General features: G+C 73.5%; 19 protein-coding genes and 1 pseudogene. 13 read left to right on the top strand and 7 right to left on the bottom strand.

Translation table 11 applies throughout. The annotated features are described in order from the left end of the window. Window positions 1-113: 113 nt before the first annotated feature. Genes AOK03_RS15805 through AOK03_RS15795 form a run of 3 tightly spaced genes read left to right on the top strand, consistent with a single transcriptional unit; the run spans window position 114 to window position 3,573 of the window. The gene (locus AOK03_RS15805) at window positions 114-1,394 is read left to right on the top strand and encodes a cobalamin biosynthesis protein CobG (RefSeq protein ID WP_063792506.1); all 1,281 of its coding nucleotides are present in this window, start codon (window positions 114-116) and stop codon (window positions 1,392-1,394) included. Further along, window positions 1,391-2,032, top strand: coding sequence for a precorrin-8X methylmutase (locus tag AOK03_RS15800; RefSeq protein WP_055565894.1), 642 nt, complete (start codon window positions 1,391-1,393; stop codon window positions 2,030-2,032). Before AOK03_RS15805 ends, AOK03_RS15800 begins: the two co-directional genes overlap by 4 nt. A 5-nt stretch (window positions 2,033-2,037) precedes the next feature. Beyond that, window positions 2,038-3,573, top strand: a complete 1,536-nt coding sequence (locus AOK03_RS15795) for a precorrin-2 C(20)-methyltransferase (RefSeq protein ID WP_425264382.1) — start codon at window positions 2,038-2,040, stop codon at window positions 3,571-3,573. Between the two features lie 126 nt (window positions 3,574-3,699). Here the strand turns inward: AOK03_RS15795 and AOK03_RS15790 are convergent, their stop codons facing one another. Then, window positions 3,700-4,446, bottom strand: coding sequence for a cobalt-precorrin-6A reductase (locus AOK03_RS15790; protein WP_055565892.1), 747 nt, complete (start codon window positions 4,444-4,446; stop codon window positions 3,700-3,702). Between the two features lie 17 nt (window positions 4,447-4,463). Between AOK03_RS15790 and AOK03_RS15785 the strand changes: the two genes are divergently transcribed. Beyond that, a complete protein-coding gene (locus tag AOK03_RS15785) occupies window positions 4,464-5,588 on the top strand; it encodes a cobalt-precorrin-5B (C(1))-methyltransferase (RefSeq protein ID WP_055565891.1) in 1,125 nt (374 codons plus the stop codon). Here AOK03_RS15785 and AOK03_RS15780 read toward each other — a convergent pair. The 3 genes from AOK03_RS15780 to AOK03_RS15770 are packed head-to-tail and all read right to left on the bottom strand — an operon-like array spanning window position 5,581 to window position 8,307. Next, complete coding sequence (locus AOK03_RS15780) at window positions 5,581-6,267, bottom strand: hypothetical protein (protein ID WP_157868954.1); 687 nt, start codon at window positions 6,265-6,267, stop codon at window positions 5,581-5,583. The genes AOK03_RS15785 and AOK03_RS15780 overlap by 8 nt on opposite strands. 33 nt (window positions 6,268-6,300) lie before the next feature. Then, window positions 6,301-7,050 carry a precorrin-4 C(11)-methyltransferase gene (gene cobM / locus AOK03_RS15775; protein ID WP_055565889.1) on the bottom strand — a complete coding sequence of 250 codons (750 nt, stop codon included), beginning with the start codon at window positions 7,048-7,050 and terminating at the stop codon, window positions 6,301-6,303. 6 nt (window positions 7,051-7,056) lie between these two features. Beyond that, entirely contained in the window at window positions 7,057-8,307 is a 1,251-nt protein-coding gene (locus AOK03_RS15770) for a bifunctional cobalt-precorrin-7 (C(5))-methyltransferase/cobalt-precorrin-6B (C(15))-methyltransferase (protein WP_055565888.1), read from the bottom strand. Window positions 8,308-8,451: 144 nt separating this feature from the next. Here AOK03_RS15770 and fes point away from each other — a divergent pair, with 144 nt between their 5' ends. The 5 genes from fes to AOK03_RS15745 all read left to right on the top strand — a co-directional run bounded on the left by fes (window position 8,452) and on the right by AOK03_RS15745 (window position 12,706). Further along, the gene (fes, locus tag AOK03_RS15765) at window positions 8,452-9,741 is read left to right on the top strand and encodes an enterochelin esterase (RefSeq protein ID WP_055565887.1); all 1,290 of its coding nucleotides are present in this window, start codon (window positions 8,452-8,454) and stop codon (window positions 9,739-9,741) included. A gap of 166 nt (window positions 9,742-9,907) precedes the next feature. Beyond that, window positions 9,908-10,300, top strand: a complete 393-nt coding sequence (locus AOK03_RS15760) for a cell division protein SepF (protein ID WP_055565886.1) — start codon at window positions 9,908-9,910, stop codon at window positions 10,298-10,300. A gap of 220 nt (window positions 10,301-10,520) precedes the next feature. Further along, window positions 10,521-11,684: an AAA family ATPase gene (locus AOK03_RS15755; protein WP_055565885.1), complete on the top strand. Its 1,164-nt coding sequence runs from the start codon at window positions 10,521-10,523 to the stop codon at window positions 11,682-11,684. Beyond that, window positions 11,681-12,016 carry a nucleotide pyrophosphohydrolase gene (locus AOK03_RS15750; protein WP_055565884.1) on the top strand — a complete coding sequence of 112 codons (336 nt, stop codon included), beginning with the start codon at window positions 11,681-11,683 and terminating at the stop codon, window positions 12,014-12,016. Before AOK03_RS15755 ends, AOK03_RS15750 begins: the two co-directional genes overlap by 4 nt. A 210-nt stretch (window positions 12,017-12,226) precedes the next feature. Beyond that, window positions 12,227-12,706: a DUF6099 family protein gene (locus AOK03_RS15745; RefSeq protein WP_055565883.1), complete on the top strand. Its 480-nt coding sequence runs from the start codon at window positions 12,227-12,229 to the stop codon at window positions 12,704-12,706. 83 nt (window positions 12,707-12,789) lie between these two features. Here AOK03_RS15745 and AOK03_RS15740 read toward each other — a convergent pair whose 3' ends face one another. Continuing rightward, complete coding sequence (locus AOK03_RS15740; RefSeq protein ID WP_055565882.1) at window positions 12,790-13,026, bottom strand: hypothetical protein; 237 nt, start codon at window positions 13,024-13,026, stop codon at window positions 12,790-12,792. A 247-nt stretch (window positions 13,027-13,273) separates the two neighbouring features. On the opposite strand from AOK03_RS15740, the gene AOK03_RS15735 reads away from it, so the two are divergent. The 4 genes and pseudogenes from AOK03_RS15735 (at window position 13,274) to AOK03_RS15720 (ending at window position 17,953) form a co-directional block, all read left to right on the top strand. Continuing rightward, on the top strand, window positions 13,274-14,197 hold the full coding sequence (locus AOK03_RS15735; protein WP_055565881.1) for an LLM class F420-dependent oxidoreductase: 924 nt from the start codon (window positions 13,274-13,276) through the stop codon (window positions 14,195-14,197). A gap of 280 nt (window positions 14,198-14,477) precedes the next feature. Then, window positions 14,478-15,887 carry a family 2B encapsulin nanocompartment shell protein gene (locus AOK03_RS15730; RefSeq protein ID WP_055565880.1) on the top strand — a complete coding sequence of 470 codons (1,410 nt, stop codon included), beginning with the start codon at window positions 14,478-14,480 and terminating at the stop codon, window positions 15,885-15,887. An 8-nt stretch (window positions 15,888-15,895) separates the two neighbouring features. After that, window positions 15,896-17,057 (top strand): annotated as a pseudogene (locus tag AOK03_RS15725) (family 2 encapsulin nanocompartment cargo protein terpene cyclase); the annotation flags it as partial. A gap of 17 nt (window positions 17,058-17,074) precedes the next feature. After that, window positions 17,075-17,953, top strand: a complete 879-nt coding sequence (locus AOK03_RS15720) for a geranyl diphosphate 2-C-methyltransferase (protein ID WP_055565879.1) — start codon at window positions 17,075-17,077, stop codon at window positions 17,951-17,953. 84 nt (window positions 17,954-18,037) lie between these two features. Here the strand turns inward: AOK03_RS15720 and AOK03_RS15715 are convergent, their stop codons facing one another. Next, the gene (locus AOK03_RS15715) at window positions 18,038-19,231 is read right to left on the bottom strand and encodes an NADase-type glycan-binding domain-containing protein (RefSeq protein ID WP_055565878.1); all 1,194 of its coding nucleotides are present in this window, start codon (window positions 19,229-19,231) and stop codon (window positions 18,038-18,040) included. A 2-nt stretch (window positions 19,232-19,233) separates the two neighbouring features. Continuing rightward, on the bottom strand, window positions 19,234-19,770 hold the full coding sequence (locus AOK03_RS15710; RefSeq protein ID WP_079074744.1) for a phage tail protein: 537 nt from the start codon (window positions 19,768-19,770) through the stop codon (window positions 19,234-19,236). Between the last annotated feature and the right edge of the window lie 314 nt (window positions 19,771-20,084).

The following is a 20,084-nucleotide window of genomic DNA, read 5'->3' as shown; positions in this document are numbered from 1 at the left end:
CGGGACCGCTGAGCGGCCCGCCGCCTGCATAGTAAGTCCTGCCCGCGGTCGGCGGGGCGGCCACCTGCCTGAACGGTCCGTCTCGGGAGGCGACCCGCCGGATCCGCGTGGGTATGCTCGCCGCCATGCCGCCCAGCCGAGCAACATCCCCAAAACAGGGCGAACCTCCCATACGCGACCGGGATGACGCCTGCCCCGGAGCCCTTCGCCTGCACCGCGCCGACGACGGCCACCTCGCCCGACTCCGCCTGCCCGGGGGTCTTTTGACGTCCCGTCAGGCCGAGGTGCTGGCCGGCGCGGCGGAGCGCCTCGCGGACGGCGGCCTCAGCATCACCTCGCGCGGCAACATCGAGCTGCGCGGCCTCGGCGAGACCTGCGGGGCCGAACTCTCCGCGCTGCTCTCGGAAGCGGGCCTGCTCCCCTCCGAACGGCACGAACGCATCCGCAACGTCGTGGCGTCACCGCTCGCGGGCATCGACCGACTCGGCCATGGTGACGTGCAGTTGTGGGCCCGTGAGCTGGACGGACTCCTGTGTTCCGAGGAGTGGACGGCGGAGCTCTCCGGGCGGTTCCTGTTCGCCCTGGACGACGGGCGCGGGGACGTCGTCGGGCTCGGCGGCGATGTGACCTTGATCGCAGAATCGGGCGGGACGGCGGTCGTCCGCGTCGGCGGCCCGGCGTTCCGGGTCGCCGGAGCCGACGCCCCCCGCGCCGCGCTCACCGCCGCGGAGGCCTTCCTCGCCGCCGCGACCGCCGGGGGCAACGGCGCCTGGCGGGTGCGGGAGCTGCCCCGCGAGCAGCCCGTGGACCTCGCCGGAGCGCTGGAGCGCGCGGGCATCGACGCCGTGCGCGCCGAGCCGTGGTCCGTCGCCCGCAGCGCCCCGCAGACACCCGGGGTGACCGGCGCCGCCGTCGTCGTGAGCGCCCCCCTCGGCCGCGTCACCGCCGCCCAGTGGCGGGCCCTCCTGCCGCTGCCCGCCGACGAACTGCGCGTCACGCCCTGGCGCGGCTTCGTCGTCCCCGGCTTCGCCGACGACGCCGCGGCCCGCGAGCGCCTCGCCGTGCTCGCCGACGCCGGGCACATCACCGACGCCGACTCGCCCTGGCTGGGCGTCGGCGCCTGCACCGGACGCCCCGGCTGCGCCAAGTCCCTCTCCGACGTACGCGCCGACGCCGTCCCCGGCCTCGGCGGCCTGCCCGTCCACTGGTCCGGCTGCGAACGGCGCTGCGGGCACCCGTGGGGCGACTGGGTCGACGTCCTCGCCACCGGCGACGGGCGGTACGAGGTGACGGTGCGCGTCCCCGGCGAGGACCGGACACCGCTGACGGGCGGCACCGTGACCGAGCAGGTCACCACGGCACGTACCACCACGAAACCGACGGCCACGAGATGAGCGAGAGCACAGTGTTCGACTACGAGAAGGACGGCGCGGCGATCTACCGCGAGTCCTTTGCCACCATCCGCGCGGAGGCGGACCTCGGCGGCCTGCCCGCCGACGTCAGCCAGGTCGCGGTGCGGATGATCCACGCCTGCGGGATGGTCGACCTCGTGCGCGACCTCTCCTACAGCCCGCGCGTGATCGCCGACGCCCGCAAGGCGCTGCGCGACGGCGCGCCGATCCTCTGCGACGCGAACATGGTCGCCAGCGGCGTCACGCGCAAGCGGCTGCCCGCCGACAACGACGTGATCTGCACCCTCGCCGACCCGTCCGTCCCGGACCTCGCGGCCCGGCTCGGCACCACCCGCAGCGCCGCCGCGCTCGAACTCTGGCGCGACCGCCTCGAAGGCTCGGTCGTCGCCATCGGCAACGCGCCCACCGCGCTCTTCCGCCTCCTGGAGATGATCGAGGAGGGCGCGCCGCGCCCGGCCGCCGTCCTCGGCATCCCGGTCGGCTTCGTCGGCGCCGCCGAGTCCAAGGACGCGCTCGCCGAGCACTCCTCCGGTCTGGAGTACCTGGTCGTACGGGGACGTCGCGGCGGCAGCGCGATGGCCGCGGCGGCGATCAACGCGATTGCGAGCGAAGCGGAATGAGCGGCGTGCCCATCGAACAGAGCCCGCAGGGGCGGCTCTACGGCGTCGGCCTCGGTCCCGGCGACCCCTCGCTGATGACCGTGCGCGCCGTGGAGGTCATCGCCGCCGCCGACGTGGTCGCGTACCACTCCGCCCGGCACGGCCGCTCCATCGCCCGCTCGATCGCGGCCGCGCACATCCGCGCCGACCACATCGAGGAAGCGCTGGTCTACCCCGTCACCACGGAGAGCACCGACCACCCCGGCGGCTACCGCGGCGCCCTCGACGACTTCTACGAAGTGGCCGCCGACCGGCTCGCCGCCCACCTCGACGCGGGCCGCACGGTCGCCGTCCTCGCCGAGGGCGACCCGCTCTTCTACGGCTCCTACCAGCACATGCACAAGCGCCTCGCGCACCGCTACCCGACCGAGGTGATCCCCGGCGTCACCTCGGTGAGCGCCGCGGCCGCCCGGCTCGGTGAGCCCCTGGTGGAGGCCGAGGAGGTCCTCACGGTCCTGCCCGGCACCCTCCCCGAGGAGGAGCTGGCCGCGCGCCTGGCGTCGACGGACTCCGCGGTCGTCATGAAGCTCGGCCGCACGTTCGGAAAGGTCCGGGGCGCCCTGGAGCGCTCGGGCCGCCTCGACGAGGCGCGCTACGTCGAGCGGGCCACCATGGAGGGCGAGCGCACCGGCCGCCTCGCCGAGGTGGACCCGGAGTCGGTGCCCTACTTCTCCGTGGCGGTGCTGCCGAGCCGGGTCGCGCCGCTGACCGGAGGCCCCGCGCCCGCCCCCGTGCCGGAGACCCCGGAGCGCGGCGAGGTCGTCGTGGTCGGCACGGGTCCCGCGGGGCCGCTGTGGCTGACGCCCGAGACGCGCGGCGCGCTCGCCGCCGCCGACGACCTGGTCGGCTACACCACGTACGTCGACCGCGTGCCGCACCGGCCCGGCCAGCGGCGGCACGGCTCCGACAACCGCGTGGAGTCCGAGCGCGCCGAGTTCGCGCTGGAGCTCGCGCGGCGCGGGCGGCGCGTCGCGGTCGTGTCGGGCGGCGACCCCGGCGTCTTCGCGATGGCCACGGCCGTCCTGGAGGTCGCCTCGCAGGACGACTTCGCCGACGTCCCGGTCCGGGTGCTCCCCGGGGTCACCGCCGCGAACGCCGCGGCCGCCCGCGCGGGCGCGCCGCTCGGCCACGACTACGCGACCCTGTCCCTCTCGGACCGTCTCAAGCCGTGGGAGGTCATCGCGGAGCGGCTGGCCGCGGCGGCCTCGGCGGACCTCGTCCTCGCGCTCTACAACCCGGGCTCGCGCAGCCGCACCTGGCAGGTGGGCAAGGCGCGGGAACTGCTCCTGGAGCATCGGGCCCCTGATACCCCGGTCGTGCTCGGCCGGGACGTCGGAGGTCCCGAGGAGAGCGTTCGGGTCGTCCGTCTGGCCGATCTCGATCCCGCGGACGTGGACATGCGTACGTTGCTGATCGTCGGCTCCTCCCAGACCCAGTGGGTCAGGCGACGCGGCGGCGAGGACCAGATCGTCTGGACGCCGCGGCGGTACCCCGAGGGGTAGCGCCCTTGTGTGTCGCCCGCGGGTGCGTCGTGGCCGATCGCGCAGTTCCCCGCGCCCCTTACGGGGCGCGCACCCGTGCCTTTAGGGGCGTGGGGAACTGCGTGAGCAACCACAGCGGACCCGCACCTAGCCGTGCAGCGCACGCACCCAAGCGATCGCCTCCTCCGGCGTGGCGACTCCGGTGACCCCCTCCGGCCCGGCGGGCCGACGGACCACCACGACGGGAATCCCCGCCTCGCGCGCGGCGACCAGCTTCGGCGCGGTCGCCGCGCCGCCGCTGTCCTTCGTCACCAGGACGTCGATGCGGTGGGAGCGCAGGACCTCCCGCTCCCCGTCGAGCGTGAACGGACCCCGGTCGAGGAGGACGTCCATGCGCGCCGGGAACGGCGGCTCGGGCGCGTCGACGGAACGTACGAGGAACCAGTGAGCGCCCAGCTCGGGGCCCGCGAACGCGGCCAGGCCCATCCGGCCCGTGGTGAGGAACACCCGCTCGCCGAGGGCAGGAAGCGCCCGTGCCGCCAGGTCCAGGGAACCGACCTCGTGCCAGTCGTCGCCCTCTGCCGCGACCCAGCCGGGCCGACGCAGGGCGAGCAGGGGAACATGGGCCACGGCGGCGGCCTTCGCCGCGTTGAACGAGATCGTCCCGGCGAAAGGATGGGTGGCGTCGATGAGCGCGTCCACGTGGTGCGCGGCCAGCCACGCCGCCAGCCCCTCGGCCCCGCCGAAGCCGCCGACGCGCACCTCGCCGGGCGGCAGCCGGGGCGCCGCGACCCGACCCGCCAGGGAACTGGTCACCCGCACCCCCGCCTCGTCCGCGAGGAGCTCCGCCAGACGGCGGCCCTCGGTCGTTCCCCCCAGAATCAGTACGTGCACGGAGTTCGGTTTCCTTCATGAGTGAGGCAGCTAAGGCCAAGGGCGGGCGCAGCGCCCAACTCAAGCACACCGGTCTGCGGTCCGGCTGGACGACCGGTGCCTGCGCCACGGCTGCCACCACGGCCGCGTACACGGCGCTGCTCACCGGCGACTTCCCCGACCCGGTGACCATCACTCTGCCCAAGGGCCAGACGCCCGCCTTCGCGCTCGCCGCCGAGGAACTCGGCGCTTCCCACGCCATGGCAGGCATCGTGAAGGACGCGGGCGACGACCCTGACGTCACCCACGGCGCCCTGGTGCGGTCCACGGTGCGGCGGCTGCACGCCGGTGCGGGCGTCGTCTTCAAGGCGGGGCCGGGCGTGGGCACCGTCACCCGCCCCGGGCTGCCCCTGGACGTCGGCGAGCCCGCGGTCAACCCCGTGCCGCGGCAGATGATGCGGGACCACGTGGCGGAGGTCGCCGCCCGGGCAGGAACCACGCCGGACGTCGAGATCACGCTCTCCGTGGACCACGGCGAGGAGATCGCCCGCTCCACCTGGAACCCACGCCTCGGCATCCTCGGCGGCCTGTCCGTCCTCGGGACGACCGGCATCGTCGTCCCCTACTCCTGCTCGGCGTGGATCGACTCCATCCGGCGCGGCGTGGACGTGGCGCGGGCGGCCGGGCGCACGCACGTCGCCGGGTGCACCGGGTCGACATCGGAGAAGACGGTCGTCGCCGAGTACGGGCTGCCGGAGGACGCGCTGCTCGACATGGGGGACTTCGCGGGCGCGGTCCTCAAGTACGTGCGCCGCCATCCCGTCGACCGCCTCACCATCTGCGGCGGCTTCGCCAAACTGTCGAAGCTGGCGGCGGGCCACCTGGACCTGCACTCGGCCCGCTCCCAGGTCGACAAGGGTTTCCTGGCCCGGCTCGCCCGCCGCGGCGGCGCCTCCGAGGAGCTGGCGGCGCGGATCGCCGACGCCAACACGGGCCTCGCCGCCCTGCAGTTGTGCGCGGCGGCCGGGGTGCCGCTCGGCGACCTGGTGGCGGAGACGGCCCGCGACGAGGCGCTCGGGGTGCTGCGGGGAGCGCCGGTCATGGTGGACGTCATCTGCATCGACCGGGCGGGGACGGTCGTGGGGCGCAGCGCCCTCAAGTGACGGGGGCGGTGCCGCTGCCGGTGGCCCCGGTCCGGCGGCGCATCCCCGAGGCCGTGCACGCCGCCGTCGTCGCCGCCGCGGCGACCACGAACGCGGCGACCGGCAGCGCGCCCCCGACCGGCGGGTTGGTCTGCGGCGCGGCGTACCCGCCGGGCACCGCGTGCACCACGAGCCGGTCGCCCGGCCCCGCACCGGCCGGGCACGCGTCGCCCACCGGGAAGAAGTCCGACTCCCGCAGGGGCCGTTCGAGCTCCGCGCCGTCGGGCCCGCGCAGCGAGCACTCCCACCAGGTGCCGGTGACGTTGCCGGTCGGCGCGTTCCGCTCGTGCCGTACGGCTTCGGTGACCACGGTCTCCACCGGCTCGCCCCACATGTCGAGCACCGCCTGGTCGAGGAAGGCGAGCAGCCCGACGGCCAGCAGGCACTGCGCGAGTGCGGCCGCGCCGAACTGCCAGGCGCCCAGAAAGATGAAACAGACGGGGACCAGCGCGAACCCCGTGGCCAGGAGCAGCAGCCCCGCGACGACGGCCACCACGGGGTGCGGCCACCACGTGGGCACGAGCACCACGGTGACCACCGCGAGGCCGCACATCAGCACCGAAGCGGCGACCCCCACCAGTGCGCCGAGCGCCCGCGAGCGCGCTCTGCCGTCCGCCGAAGCCTGCACCGACCTGCGCACCGGCACCTCCGCCGCTCCGGGCGGCCGGGGCCGTCAGCACACGTGACGGTCCCGTTCCGCCGAGTACAAGTGACTGTCACGGAACTGCGAGGCCCCCAGCGTCCGCCCCACCATGATGACGGCGGTCCGCACGATGCCCGCCTCCTTCACCTGCCCGGCGATGGACTCCAGCGTGCCCCGCAGGATCACCTCGTCGGGACGGCTGGCGAGGGCGACCACGGCGGTGGGGCAGTCCGCGCCGTAGTGCGGCAGGAGTTCCTCCACCACGCGGTCGACGTATCCGGCGGCCAGATGCAGGACGAGGAGCGCGCCGCTGCGGCCGAGCGTGGCCAGGTCCTCGCCCTCGGGCATGGCCGTCGCGCGCTGGGCGATGCGCGTGAGGATGACGGTCTGGCCGACCGTCGGCACGGTCAGCTCCCGCTTCAGCGCGGCCGCCGCCGCGGCGAACGCGGGGACGCCGGGCACCACTTCGTAGGGCACCCCGGCCGCGTCGAGCCGCCGCATCTGCTCGGCGACCGCGCTGAACACGGACGGGTCGCCCGAATGCAGCCGCGCCACGTCGAGTCCCTGCTCGTGCGCGCGCACCAACTCGGCGGTGATCTCGTCCAGGTTGAGCTGCGCGGTGTCCACGAGCCGCGCGCCGTCCGGGCACTCGGCGAGCAGTTCGCGCGGCACCAGGCTGCCCGCGTAGAGGCAGACCTGGCAGGCGGCGATCCGCCGTGCCCCGCGGACCGTGATCAGGTCGGCGGCGCCGGGTCCCGCGCCGATGAAGTACACGGTCATCTGTCGTCAACTCCTGCTGTTCTGTGCCTTGGTGACGGACCATTGGGTGACCGGCATGGCCTGCCGCCAGCCGGTGAAGCCGCCCACGGGGACGGCCTGGGCGACCGCGAGCCGCACCAACTCGCCGCCGTGGCGCCGGTACCACTCGGTGAGCAGCGCCTCGGACTCCAGCGTGACGGTGTTGGCGACGAGGCGGCCGCCGGGCGGCAGCGCCTCCCATCCGGCGTCGAGGAGGCCGGGCGCGGTGAGGCCGCCGCCGATGAACACGGCGTCCGGCGCGGGGAGTCCGGCGAGCGCGGCCGGGGCGGCACCGGTGACGACGCGCAGTCCCGGCACGCCGAGCCGTCCGGCGTTGCGGGTGATCCGCTCCGCGCGCACGGGGTTCTTCTCGATGGTGACGGCACGGCACGACGGGTGGGCGCGCAGCCACTCCACGGCGATCGAGCCGGAGCCGCCGCCCACGTCCCAGAGCAGTTCGCCGGGTGCGGGCGCGAGCGCGGCGAGCGTGGCGGCACGGACGTACCGCTTGGTGAGCTGCCCGTCGCTCTCGTACGCGGCGTCGGGCAGGCCCGGCACCACGCCGAGCCGCAGCGCGTCGGGGGAGCGGCGGCACTCGACCGCGACGACGTTCAGCGCGTCGCCGGGCGCGTGCGACCAGGTGTCCGCGACGCCGTCGTACGACCGCTCGTCCGCACCGCCGAGCTGTTCGAGTACGCGCAGCCGGCTCGGGCCGAAGCCGCGCTCGCGCAGCAGGGCGGCGACCTCGGCGGGCGTGGCCGCGTTCGCGCTGAGCACGAGGACGCGGCGGCCGTCGTGCAGCGCGGTGGCGAGCCGTGCGGCCGGGCGGCCGACCAGCGTGACGACCTCGGTGTCCTCGACGGGCCAGCCGAGGCGCGCGCAGGCGAGGGAGACGGAGGACGGGTGCGGGAGCACGTGCAGTGCGGCGGCGCCGAGCTCCTCGGAGAGGGCGCGGCCGATGCCGTAGAACATCGGGTCGCCACTGGCGAGGACGGCGAGGCGGCGCCCCGCGTGGGCGGCGAGCAGGCCGGGCACGGCGGGGCGGAGCGGGGAGGGCCAGGGCACGCGCTCGCCGGGGCACTGTGCGGCGGGCAGCAGCGCCAGCTGGCGGGGGCCGCCGATGACGACGTCGGCCTCGGCGAGTGCGGCGCGTGAGGCGGCCGGGAGGCCGTCCCAGCCGTCGGCCCCGATCCCGACGACGGCGACGGCCGGTATGCCGGTGGGGGGTGCGGGGGTCACTGCTGGTACCTGACCTCGGGGTTCGGGAAGGGACTGCGCAGCCGCACTCTACTGGGGACCCGGCGCCGCCCCCTTATCGCGAGCCGCTCGAGGCGGTCCGCCCCGACTCCTTTGCTACTTAGCTTAGGCTAAGCTAAGTAGCCCATGGATCTTGCTGCCGGGCTCAGCCCCACCCTCCGGACCCTGGCCTCCCGCGTCTCCGACGCCACCGAGGACGAGCGCCCCGCGCTCCTCGAAGCGTTCTGGAAGGACGTCGAAGCACGCGGCGGCACCCCACTGATCGAACCGGCCGACGGCGACCCCCTGCACCACGCCGTCACCTTTCTCTGGCGCGGGCACCGGGCCACCCGCCAGGTCCTGCTGCTCGCCAACCGCCTCGTCGACCGCGACCGGCTCGCCGACGCCCTGCTGACCCCGCTGACCGGCACGGACGTCTGGCACCTCACCCTCCGGCTCCGCGCCGACCACCGCGGCACGTACCGCATCGCCGCCGACCTCTCGCCCGGCGACCTCCCCACCGCCCCCGAACTCCGTCAGCTCCGGCTGCGCGCCCTGTCGGCGCACGCGGCCCACGACCCCCTCAACCCCCGGCGGATCGGCGACCGCTGGGGTCAGCCGGACGGCTCCGTCTTCGCCCTGCCCGACGCGCCCGCCCAACCGTGGACCGAGCGGCGCGACGACATCCCGCGCGGCCGCGTCGAGCGGCACCGCCTCCCCGCGGGCGTGCTCGGCGCCGGGCGTGACGTCTGGGTCCACCTGCCGCCGGGCGGCCCGCGGCCCGACAGCCCCGTGGTCGTCCTGTGCGACGGCGACATGTGGTTCGGGCGGCTCGCGCTCCAGGACACCCTGGACGCGCTCGTCGCCGACCGTGCCGTACCGCCGCCCGTCGTCATCGCGCCCGACGCCGTCGACCGGCTCACCCGCTGGCAGGACCTCACGGCCCGTGACGAGTACGTCGGGTTCCTGGCCGACGAGGTGCTTCCCTGGGCGGCCGCGCGCTGGCCGCTGACGGCCGACCCGGCCCGTACCGTCGTCGCGGGCCAGAGCCTCGGCGGACTCACCGCGCTGTACGCGGGCCTGCGCAGGCCCGAGCGGTTCGGCGCCGTCCTCGCCCAGTCCCCGTCGCTTTGGTGGCGGCCCGGACTGCCGCACGGCGTACCGAAATCGGTGCCCGCCGGGGAAACGCCCTGGCTCGCCGAACTCTTCGCCACCGAGACCCCGCGCCCTCCCCTCCGCGTCCACCTCGACGTCGGCCTGCACGAAGGCTCGATGGTCGACCACGGCCGCCTCATGTACGAGACGTTGGCCGCCCACGGGCACACGGTCTCCCTCAGGGAGTACAACGGCGGTCACGACTACGCCTGTTGGCGCGGCGGTCTCGCCGATGCGCTGGTCGGCCTTCTCGGGCGCGCGGTCGCCGGAGCCGGCCGCTGACCCCTTGCGGGGCAGGGGCGGGCGAAGAGGGTGGCGACGAGGGTGGCGAACTTCACGGTGCCCGGTATGAGGGGTGCCGTCCGTGTCGCTGTTGGGCTGAACGGGTGACTTGGCGTAAGAATTGCCCGGTGCAGAGAACAACCGCGAGCCAGGACGGGGTGGGCAAGTGAGCAGCAGTCAGCGCCACGACGTCACCGATGAACAGTGGGAAGGGCTCGCCCAGGTCGTACCGCTGCGCAGCCGCAACGAATGGCCTTCCTGGCCGGGGCACCGCGCGCTGCCCGACGCGGAGACCGAGACGCGCCGCCGTTTCGTCGTGATGCGGGTCAACGTCTTCTCGGACGCCCGTGAGGTCGCCGAGACCGTGATGGCCCAGATCCCGGTCCTGCTGGACCTGACCGGCGCCGAGACCGAAGTCGCCAAGCGCGTCCTCGACTTCAGCAGCGGCGTGGTCCTCGGGCTGAACTGCGGCATGCACCGGGTCGACAAGAACGTCTTCCTCCTCGCGCCGCCCGGCACGGAGGTCCAGGGCCTGGTGGAGGCGGTCGCGCAGTCCTGAGAACCACGTAAGTCGTGAGGGCTGCGCAAGTCCTGAGGACCGCGTAAGCCCTGAAGACCGCGTAAGCCCGCCGCGTACGCCCCGCGCCGCCGTGACGTGGCGCGGCTTCTTAGCCCCCCCGGTGATCCACGCGGCGGCTCTTCGGCGGGAATCCCCCGATCGTAGGAAGGTCGGTTGGGCGTAACGGTTCGTCGGGTGCACGGCCGCCTACCTTCCGGTCATGACGGTGCATTCCCGGATGTCGGCCGCGGGGCCATCGGCGGCCCAGGACCGGCCGCAGGTCACCGAACTGCGCCTGTCCGCCTTCGCCGGACACCGCGCCACGGTGCTTCCGCTCGGTCCGATGACCCTGCTCACGGGCCCGAGCGGCAGCGGAAAGTCGAGCGCGCTGGGTGCGTACGAGGCGCTCGCGCGGCTCTGTGCCGGGGCGGAGCTGCCCGAGGTCTTCGCGGACCCCGTGGCGTGCGTGCCCGAGCGCGCCCGCGCCGACGGCCAGCGGCGGCGCGGATTCCGCATCGGCTGCACCGTCGACGGGCCCGCGGGCGCCGTCCGGCTCGACCTCGCCGTGCAGGCCGAGCCCGAACTGCGGGTCGTGGGCGAGCGGCTGACCCGGGGCGGGCTGGTGCTCCTGGAGACGGCGCTGCGGGACCCGGGCCGGCGCGTGGTGCAGGCCGCCTGGCACACCGCGGGCGCGGCCCCCGTCACACGCGCCCCGATGCCCGACGACCGGCTCGGCACGGCGCTCGTGCCGCTGCGCGTCGCGGGCAAGACCGACGGGCAGCGCCTGGTGCTCGCCGCGGCGGAGCAGGTCGTGGTCGCACTGCGCTCGGCGTACGCGTGCGACCCGCGGCCCAGCCGCATGCGCGCCCCCGTCCCCGCCGGACTCATCGGCTCGGGCCGCCTCCTGAGCGGCTGCGACAACCTCGCCGAAGTCCTGTGGCGCACCCGCGCCGAGTGCGCGGTACGCCACGCGATGCTGGTCTCGGCGGTGCGTTCCGGATGTGCGGGGCCCGTCGCGGACGTCTCCGCAGAGGAGGTGGAGGACGGTACCGTGCACGCCTTCATCGACCGGGGCGGCGGTGTGCGCACACCGCTCGCGCGGCTCGGCGACGGCGAGTTGCGGTACCTGGCGCTGGCGCTGGTCCTGCTGACCGGGCCCGGCGTGCTCGCCGTCGACCCGGTGGCGGAGGTGCCGCTGGCGTATCAGACCCTCACGGTCCTCGCCGACGGGCTCGACCGGCGCATGGACGCACGGCAGGCGCGCACCCTCGGCGAACTGGCGGCGCGCACCTGCGGACGCGGGCACATCCGGCTGGTGGGGGCGGTGGGTGACGCGTCCTGGGCGACGGACGCGGGGGCCTCGGTGGTAGACCTTGAGCCGTGACGGAACGACTTGATGTGGCGGTACTGCAGCGCAGGCTGGCCGAGTTCGCGGCGGCCCGCGACTGGGAGCAGTACCACACCCCGAAGAATCTGGCCGCGGCGCTCAGCGTGGAGGCCTCCGAACTGGTCGAGATCTTCCAGTGGTTGACCCCCGAGCAGTCGGCCCGGGTGATGGACGACCCGGACACGGCGCCGCGGGTGGCGGACGAGGTGGCCGACGTCCTCGCGTATCTGCTGCAGTTCTGCGAGGTCCTGGGGATCGATGTGCTGGCCGCGCTCGCGGCGAAGATCGAGCGGAACGAGCGGCGCTTCCCGGTACCGGAAGGCCCCTGACCCTTCCCGCGCCTCCCGGAGACGCCTCGGAATCTCACATTCCGGTATTTTCGTCACTCTCCGGAGTGGATGGCTTGTCCAAACTCTCCTGCGTGTCCACAGATTTCCGACCTCCCCTGGCTTTTCGCCCGGATGCGCCTCACTCTGGGTAGTGGACAGGGGAGTTCGGGCAATCGTGCGGCGAGTGCGCGCGGGAGGGAGGGGCCGGGCATGAACGCGATGCGGCTCATCGAGGCGAACCGCCGTGCTCTGGCGAACAGCCAGGATCCCGCGGACATCGTCGTGGAGGTCTGGCAGTCCCAGGCCCTCGCGCAGGCCATCGGCAGCCACCTCGCGGTCGCGGGGCCTCCTGAGTTACGGAGCGAGGCACTGGGTCTGAGTGAAGTCGGCGGCAGAGCCTGCGGGGTGCTCGACGCCCCACGCCTCGGCACCGAGGACATACGCGCATCGAGGCTGACGGGGACCGGCGACGCGCACGAGGTCCTGCTCGGGCTCGGCAGGCTCCTCGGCGAGGTCGGCATCGCGCTCGTCGGCGTCGCCATGGGGGCCGAGGAGGGGGTGTACTGGCAGTGCATGGAGGCGATCGACGCGGCCGACGAGTCCAGGGACCGGGTGCTGGAGATGCTGCGCAGACTCGCGGTGCGGGAGCAGGGGCTGCCCGAGCCCGACTCGGCGGCGGGGCCGGCATGAGAAGGCGCCGGGCCGACCCCGCCCAGCGGCAGGGTCGTCGAGGCCGTGGGTGGTGCGGGTGCTGTGGGGGAGCGCCTGTGCCGTCAGGGGCGGCCGGGCTCGTCGCCGCTGTGCTGACGGGTGCCCGCGGAAGGGGCGCCGGAGCCGGTGGGTCCGGAGGGCGCGGACTGCTGCAGATCGGCGTCGAGCTGGGTCAGATCGGCGTTGAGCGCTGCCATCAACTCCTCCATCTGCTGCAGCAGGCCCTTGGGTGCGCCCTGCTGGGCGGGCACGGGCGAATCGTGCGCGGCTTCCTGGTCGGGCACGGCTTCCTGGGACATGACGGCCTCCTCGGCCCTCGCCCTCCCGAGGGGGAGGGGCGGTTGACGCAGACGACGCCCCGGCAGCGGCCGCCGGTGCGGGTGCCGGGCGGTCCGGCTCCGCCCGAGCCAACGATCATGCGTCCGGCGTGGTCACTGGTGCGGGCGCGCGCCGCCGCCGTGTTGACGGATTTTCACCCGACCGGGGCGGTGGGGGTTCGGCGGGACCGGCGGGGTTGACAGGCGTTCGAGCGTGCAGGATGGAGCCATGGATCTTCGAATCTTCACCGAGCCCCAGCAAGGGGCCACCTACGACACCCTGCTCACCGTCGCCAAGGCCACCGAGGACCTCGGATTCGACGCCTTCTTCCGCTCGGACCATTACCTCCGCATGGGCTCCGCCGACGGCCTGCCGGGGCCCACGGACGCATGGATCACGCTCGCCGGGCTCGCCAGGGAGACCAAGCGGATCAGGCTGGGCACGCTCATGACGGCCGGTACGTTCCGGCTGCCCGGGGTGCTCGCCGTCCAGGTGGCGCAGGTCGACCAGATGTCGGGCGGCCGGGTCGAACTGGGGCTTGGCGCGGGCTGGTTCGAGGAGGAGCACAAGGCGTACGGCATCCCCTTCCCCAAGGAGAAGTTCGCCCGCCTCGAGGAGCAGCTGGAGATCGTCACCGGTCTGTGGGCCACGGAGATCGGCCAGACCTACAGCCACGACGGCAAGCACTACCAGCTCACCGACTCCCCGGCGCTGCCCAAGCCCGCCCAGGGCAAGGTGCCGGTCCTGATCGGCGGCCACGGCGCGACGCGCACCCCGCGCCTCGCCGCGCAGTATGCGGACGAGTTCAACATCCCCTTCGCCTCGATCGAGGACAGCGAGCGGCAGTTCGGCCGGGTCCGCGCGGCCGCCGAGCGGGCCGGGCGCAAGGGCAGCGATCTGGTGTACTCCAGCGCGCTGGTGGTGTGCGTCGGCAAGGACGACGCGGAGGTCGCCCGGCGCGCGGCGGCGATCGGCCGCGACGTGGACGAGCTGAAGGCGAACGGTCTGGCGGGCTCGCCCGCCGAGGTGGTCGACAAGATCGGGCGGTACGAGGCGATCGGCGCGAGCCGCATCTACCTCCAGTGCCTGGACCTGGCCGACCTGGACCACCTGGAGATCATCTCCTCGCAGGTGCAGTCGCAGCTTTCGTAGACCATCGGTCGGCCCCTGGACGTGGCCGCCGGGCTCACCCCTCCGGTGCCCGGCGGCCACTTTGCGCGGTGGGGCCGTGCGCGTTTGTGAACTTGTGAGGGGTCTGTGCGCAGTTGGGCAGTCGGATAAACCTCTTGGGGAGCAAGATCGCTGCATCGAGGTAACTGAGCAACATTGTCAGGTGAGTTGGGCGAACCGGCCGTTAGCGTTCCCAACGGATCCGGGCGGATTCCCGGATTCATCCACGTATCTCCTCATGTCGCAAAGGAGAGCTCGCCCGATGACCGTTGAGACCAGCCCGGATGAGCGGCTGGAGCCTGCTCCGCGGACCAGCCTGAGCACCGAGGCGGCCCGCAATCTCACCACCACGACCAAGTCCGCCCCGCAGATGCAGGAGATCACCTCCCGGTGGCTGCTGCGGATGCTTCCGTGGGTGGAGACCAAGGGCGGCACGTACCGGGTGAACCGGCGGCTGACCTACACCGTCGGCGACGGGTGCATCGAGTTCCTGCAGGACGGCGCCGACGTCCGGGTGGTCCCGCGCGAGCTGGGCGAACTGGCCCCGCTGCGCGGGTTCGACGACGACGAGGTGCTGACGGCGATCGCCGACCGCTTCGTGCAGCGCGACTTCCGCGCCGGTGAGGTGCTCGTCGAACGGGGTGCCCCCGCGGAGCAGATCCATCTGATCGCCCATGGCCGGATCAACCAGACGTCCGTCGGCAAGTACGGCGACGAGGTGTCCGTCGCCGTACTTGCCGACGGAGGCCGGTTCGGCGAGGAGGCGCTGCTGGAGGACGACGCGCGGTGGGGCTTCACCGCCACGGCCACGACGTCCGGCACCTTGCTGACCCTGTCCCGCGCCGACTTCGACGCCCTCAAGTCCGCCGCGCCGAGCCTCCGGAGCCACCTGGAGCAGTTCTCCGCGCGCTCCGTCCCGCGGCAGACGCGGCACGGTGAGGCCGAGATCGCGATGTCGGCGGGCCACGTCGGCGAGGCACGGCTGCCTGGCTCCTTCGTGGACTACGAAGCGCATCCCCGGGAGTACGAACTCTCGGTCGCCCAGACGGTTCTGCGCGTCCACACGAGGGTCGCGGACCTCTACAACGGGCCGATGAACCAGACCGAGGAACAGCTCAGGCTCACCGTCGAGGCGCTGCGCGAGCGCCAGGAGCACGAGCTGATCAACAACCGCGAGTTCGGTCTGCTCCACAACGCCGCCTTCAAGCAGCGGATCCAGCCCCACTCGGGACGGCCCACCCCGGACGACCTCGACGATCTGCTCTGCCGTCGGCGCGGGACCAAGTTCTTCCTGGCCCACCCCAGGACCATCGCGGCCATCGGCTGGGGATTCAACGCCTGCGGGCTCTATCCGGACCACGTCGACCTCGGCGGCCAGCAGGTCCCCGCCTGGCGCGGCGTGCCGATCCTGCCCTGCAACAAGATCCCCATCAGCGAGGACAACACCAGCTCGATCCTCGCGATGCGTACCGGCGAGGACAACCAGGGAGTCATCGGTCTCCATCAGACCGGGCTGCCGGAGGAGTACGAGCCGGGCCTCTCGGTGCGCTTCATGGGCATGAGCGAGCAGGCGATCATCTCGTACCTGGTCACGGCGTACTACTCCGCCGCCGTTCTGCTGCCCGACGCGCTCGGTGTGCTGGAGAACGTGCAGATCTCCCGCAGGCCCTAGCCCGCCCGCCCCTCCCGTCACCTCACCAAGGAGCTACGGATGCCCGATCCCGGGCTGCCAACCCTGCACCCGAACCCTGCCATGGAAAGGATTCTGCGCGGCCCGAGCGGCCTGGGCACGGCGGGCCTGTACCTGGGTCCGGCGAAACGGGTGGAGACCGACGCACCGGCGGAGACCGCGGGTCCTGCGGAGGGGACGCCGATCCCGGGGCTCTACCACCACCCCGTGCAGGAGCCCGATCCGGTCCGGGTGGCCGAGGTCAGCCGCCGGATCAAGGAGTGGGCGGTGGACGAGGTCCAGGCGTTCCCACCCGAGTGGGAGGACCAGTTCGACGGCTTCTCCGTCGGCCGCTACATGGTCGCCTGCCACCCGGACGCCCCCACCGTCGACCACCTGATGATCGCCGCCCGCCTGATGGTCGCGGAGAACGCGGTCGACGACTGCTACTGCGAGGACCACGGCGGCTCACCCATCGGCCTCGGCAGCCGTCTGCTGCTGGCCCACACGGCCCTCGACGACGTCCACACGACGCAGGAGTACGAACCGGCGTGGCGCGAGTCGCTCCGGTCGGACGCCCCGCGCCGTGCCTACCGCTCGGCCATGGAGTACTTCACCCGGCAGGCCACGGCCTCACAGGCCGACCGCTTCCGGCACGACATGGCCCGACTGCACCTCGGCTACCTCGCCGAGGCCGCATGGTCCGAGACGGACCACGTACCCGAGGTGTGGGAGTACCTGGCGATGCGCCAGTTCAACAACTTCCGCCCCTGCCCCACCATCACCGACACCGTCGGTGGCTATGAACTGCCGGCCGACCTGCACGCGCAGCCGGCCATGCAGCGGGTCATCGCCCTCGCGGGCAACGCCACCACCGTGGTGAACGACCTGTACTCGTACACCAAGGAACTCGACAGCCCGGGCCGCCATCTGAACCTGCCCGTGGTGATCGCCGAACGGGAGAGCGTCTCCGACCGGGACGCCTACCTGAAGGGGGTCGAGGTCCACAACGACCTGATGCACGCCTTCGAGGCCGAGGCCGCCGCCCTGGCGGCCGCCTGCCCCGTCCCGAGCGTGCTGCGCTTCCTGAGGGGAGTGGCCGTCTGGGTCGACGGCAACCACTACTGGCACCGGACCAACACCTACCGCTACAGCCTGCCCGACTTCTGGTAAGAGGAGCCGACACCACTGTGACCAGCACCGAACTCGCCAACGGCACATCCCTGTCCATCCCCGCTCCGGCGTCCCCATACCAGGGAGACATCGCCCGCTACTGGGACGGGGAGGCCAGGCCGGTGAACCTGCGCCTCGGCGACGTCGACGGTCTCTACCACCACCATTACGGCATCGGGGACGTGGACCACGACGCGCTGGGCGACGCCCGCGACAGTGAGTACGAGAAGAGGCTGATCGCCGAGCTGCACCGCCTGGAGTCGGCGCAGACCGATGTGCTCCTGGACCAGCTCGGACCGGTCGGGCGTGACGACACGGTCGTGGACGCGGGGTGCGGACGGGGCGGGTCGCTGGTCATGGCGCATCAACGGTTCGGGTGCCGGGCGGAGGGCGTCACGCTCTCGGCCAAGCAGGCCGACTTCGCCAACCGGCGCGCCCGCGAGCTCGGCATGGAGGAACACGTCCGCGCCCGCGTGTGCAACATGCTCGACATGCCGTTCGAGACGGGCCAGGCCAAGGCCTCGTGGAACAACGAGTCCAGCATGTACGTCGACCTGCACGACCTCTTCGCCGAGCACTCCCGTGTCCTCGCGCCTGGCGGCCGCTATGTGACCATCACCGGTTGCTGGAACCCGCGTTACGGCCAGCCCTCGAAGTGGGTCTCCCAGATCAACGCGCACTTCGAGTGCAACATCCACTCCCGCAGGGAGTATCTGAAGGCCATGGCCGACAACCGCCTCGTGCCGCAGGCCATCGTCGACCTGACGGACGCGACGCTGCCCTACTGGGAGCTGCGGGCGACGTCCTCGCTGGTCACCGGCATCGAAGAGGCGTTCATCAACTCGTACAGGGACGGCTCGTTCCAGTACGTGCTGATCGCGGCCGACCGCATCTGACCGAGCGCGCCGCAAACAGGTGAAAAGAGAGGTCCGGGGCCGTCCGACGACGACCCCGGACCTCACGCGTCCGCCGCTCTGTTCCTACTGGCCGCCGGTGGAGCGGCCGAAGAACTCCAGCTCGGCGATGGCCACCTGGCGCTTCTTGCCGGTGCCGTACGCGGAGCGCAGGACCAGCCGTGCCTTCACCGCGTCCCGCACGCGCACGTCGATCCTCTGCACGCCGCCGTCGTTGATCCGGCGGTGCATCACGTGCTCCTTGCCCGCCGAGTCGTTGACCACCAGGTCGAACTCCATCGGCCGCGCCTGCTCGGCGGCCTGCGCGCTGCGGGGCGAAGTGCCGGGCGTGATCAGGAGGTTGAGCAGGTCGGTGGGCTGGCCGAAGTCGGCCTGCAGCCACTGGCCCGCCGAGTCGCCCGCGTAGCCCGTGCCCCACCAGGTGTTGCTGTAGCCGTCGAAGGCGAGCTTGGCCGCCTGCTTGGGGGCGGAGTGCGAGGCGCTGTAGTCGGTGGGGTGGACCGGGACCCGCTTGGCGAAGTGGTCCTGGACGGCCCGCGCGGCCGGCGGCCCGCCGAAGATCCCGCCCACCACCAGGCCGACGACCGCCGCGATGCCCACGGCACGGGCGATCCAGCGGGTGCGGTCGCGGTGCAGGCGGGGGCGCTGTCCCGCGTACGGGCCCTCGGCGGCCGGGGCGCCGTTGTCCCTGAGGGGGCTGGCGCAGCTGCGGCAGAAGTGCCGACGGGGAGCGTTGGGCGTCCCGCAGCTCGGGCACGGCGCTCCCGACTCGGGCTCGACGGGCACGGCGGCCTGTCGTACGCGCGGCCGGGCCGCCTCGGGCCTGCCCGGCAGCACGCTGCCCGGGGTCTCCGGCGCCACGGGCTCGGAGCCCTCGGGCACGGGCACGAGCAGGGACCGGATGGCGGTGTCGCTGGGCCGGGGCGGTCCCGCGGTCGGCTCGGCGGGACCGGCCGGGGGCAGCGGGACGGTGGTGTCCGTGGAACCGGCGGGGGGAGGACCGAAAACGCCGGCGGGGGCGGGCGGGGCAGCGGGGCCCGCGTCGGCCTCGGGCTGCGACCCGGGGGAGTTGTCCGCGGCCGGAGCGTTGCCCGGGCGGGCGGGGCCCGGCGTGCCTGCCGGGGTGTCCCAACGGAGGAAGGCCCCGCACGAGTCGCAGAAGGACTGGCCGTGCTGGCGGGCCGGGGTGCCGCACTCGGGGCACGGGATCGTGTTGGCTGGGGTGTTCGGCATGTCGTCCGTCTCGTGCTGGTCGGGCATCTCTAGGTCCCTTCAGGGGCAGGTGTGGCGGTCACCTCGGCCGTGAAGGGGAGGTGGGCGGGGCGGGCCGCCGCGACGACGGCCCGCAGGCGGTGCGGGTCCACCGACGCGGGGTCGTCGACGCGCAGGCTGACGTGCAGGGCGGGCCGCGGGGTGCCGGGGAAGGCGCCCAGCGGGCGTGCGGACCAGCTCGCGCCGCCGCTCTCGGCGATCTCCGGGCGCACGCCGAAGGCGAGTTCGACGGCGGCGGCGAGACCGCGGCGGGTGCCGCGGACGCGGTGTAGCTCGACGGCGGAGGCCACGGCGTGGCGGCGCGTCGCCAGCGGTTCGGTGCCGTCGAGTTCCGTGCCGACCCAGTCCGTCAGCCAGTCGAGGAAGTCCTCGGGCGTCAGGGAGGGCGTGAAGTACGCCTCCAGGCAGTCCAGGACGGTGAAGACGGGCGCGAGCACGACGTCAAGGCCGGAGACGAAGCGCAGGATGAAGTCGTCGTCGGCGAAGACGGCGGGCAGCTGGTCCCCGAGCGGGTGGGCGGATCCCAGCTCCGACAAGGAGCCGCGCCTCGACCCGGGGCCGTCACCGTGCCCCGGCCCGGGGGCGGGCCCGAAGCCGTCGTCGCCGCCGGAACCGCCGCCCGTTCCCGAGGCGTGCCCCGCCCGGGAGGAGGGAGCGGTCCCGGCACCGGTGGTCTTCACCCAGGACGCAGGCGTGCCGCCCGAAGTGATCGAGGAGCCCGGATCGTCCTTGGCCGCCGAAGCGCGCCCCGAGCCGGCGCCGCCGCCCGCCTTCGCGGACCGCTTCTTCTGCTTGGGGGCAGCGGCAGAGGCAGGAGCGGCGGCGGGAGCTGGGGCAGGGG

It is taken from the genome of Streptomyces atriruber (genome assembly GCF_001418325.1).
In the GTDB taxonomy this organism is placed as follows: domain Bacteria; phylum Actinomycetota; class Actinomycetes; order Streptomycetales; family Streptomycetaceae; genus Streptomyces; species Streptomyces atriruber.
The sequence above is the reverse complement of the archived record's forward strand: the minus strand, read 5'-3'. Positions and strand labels throughout refer to the sequence as shown.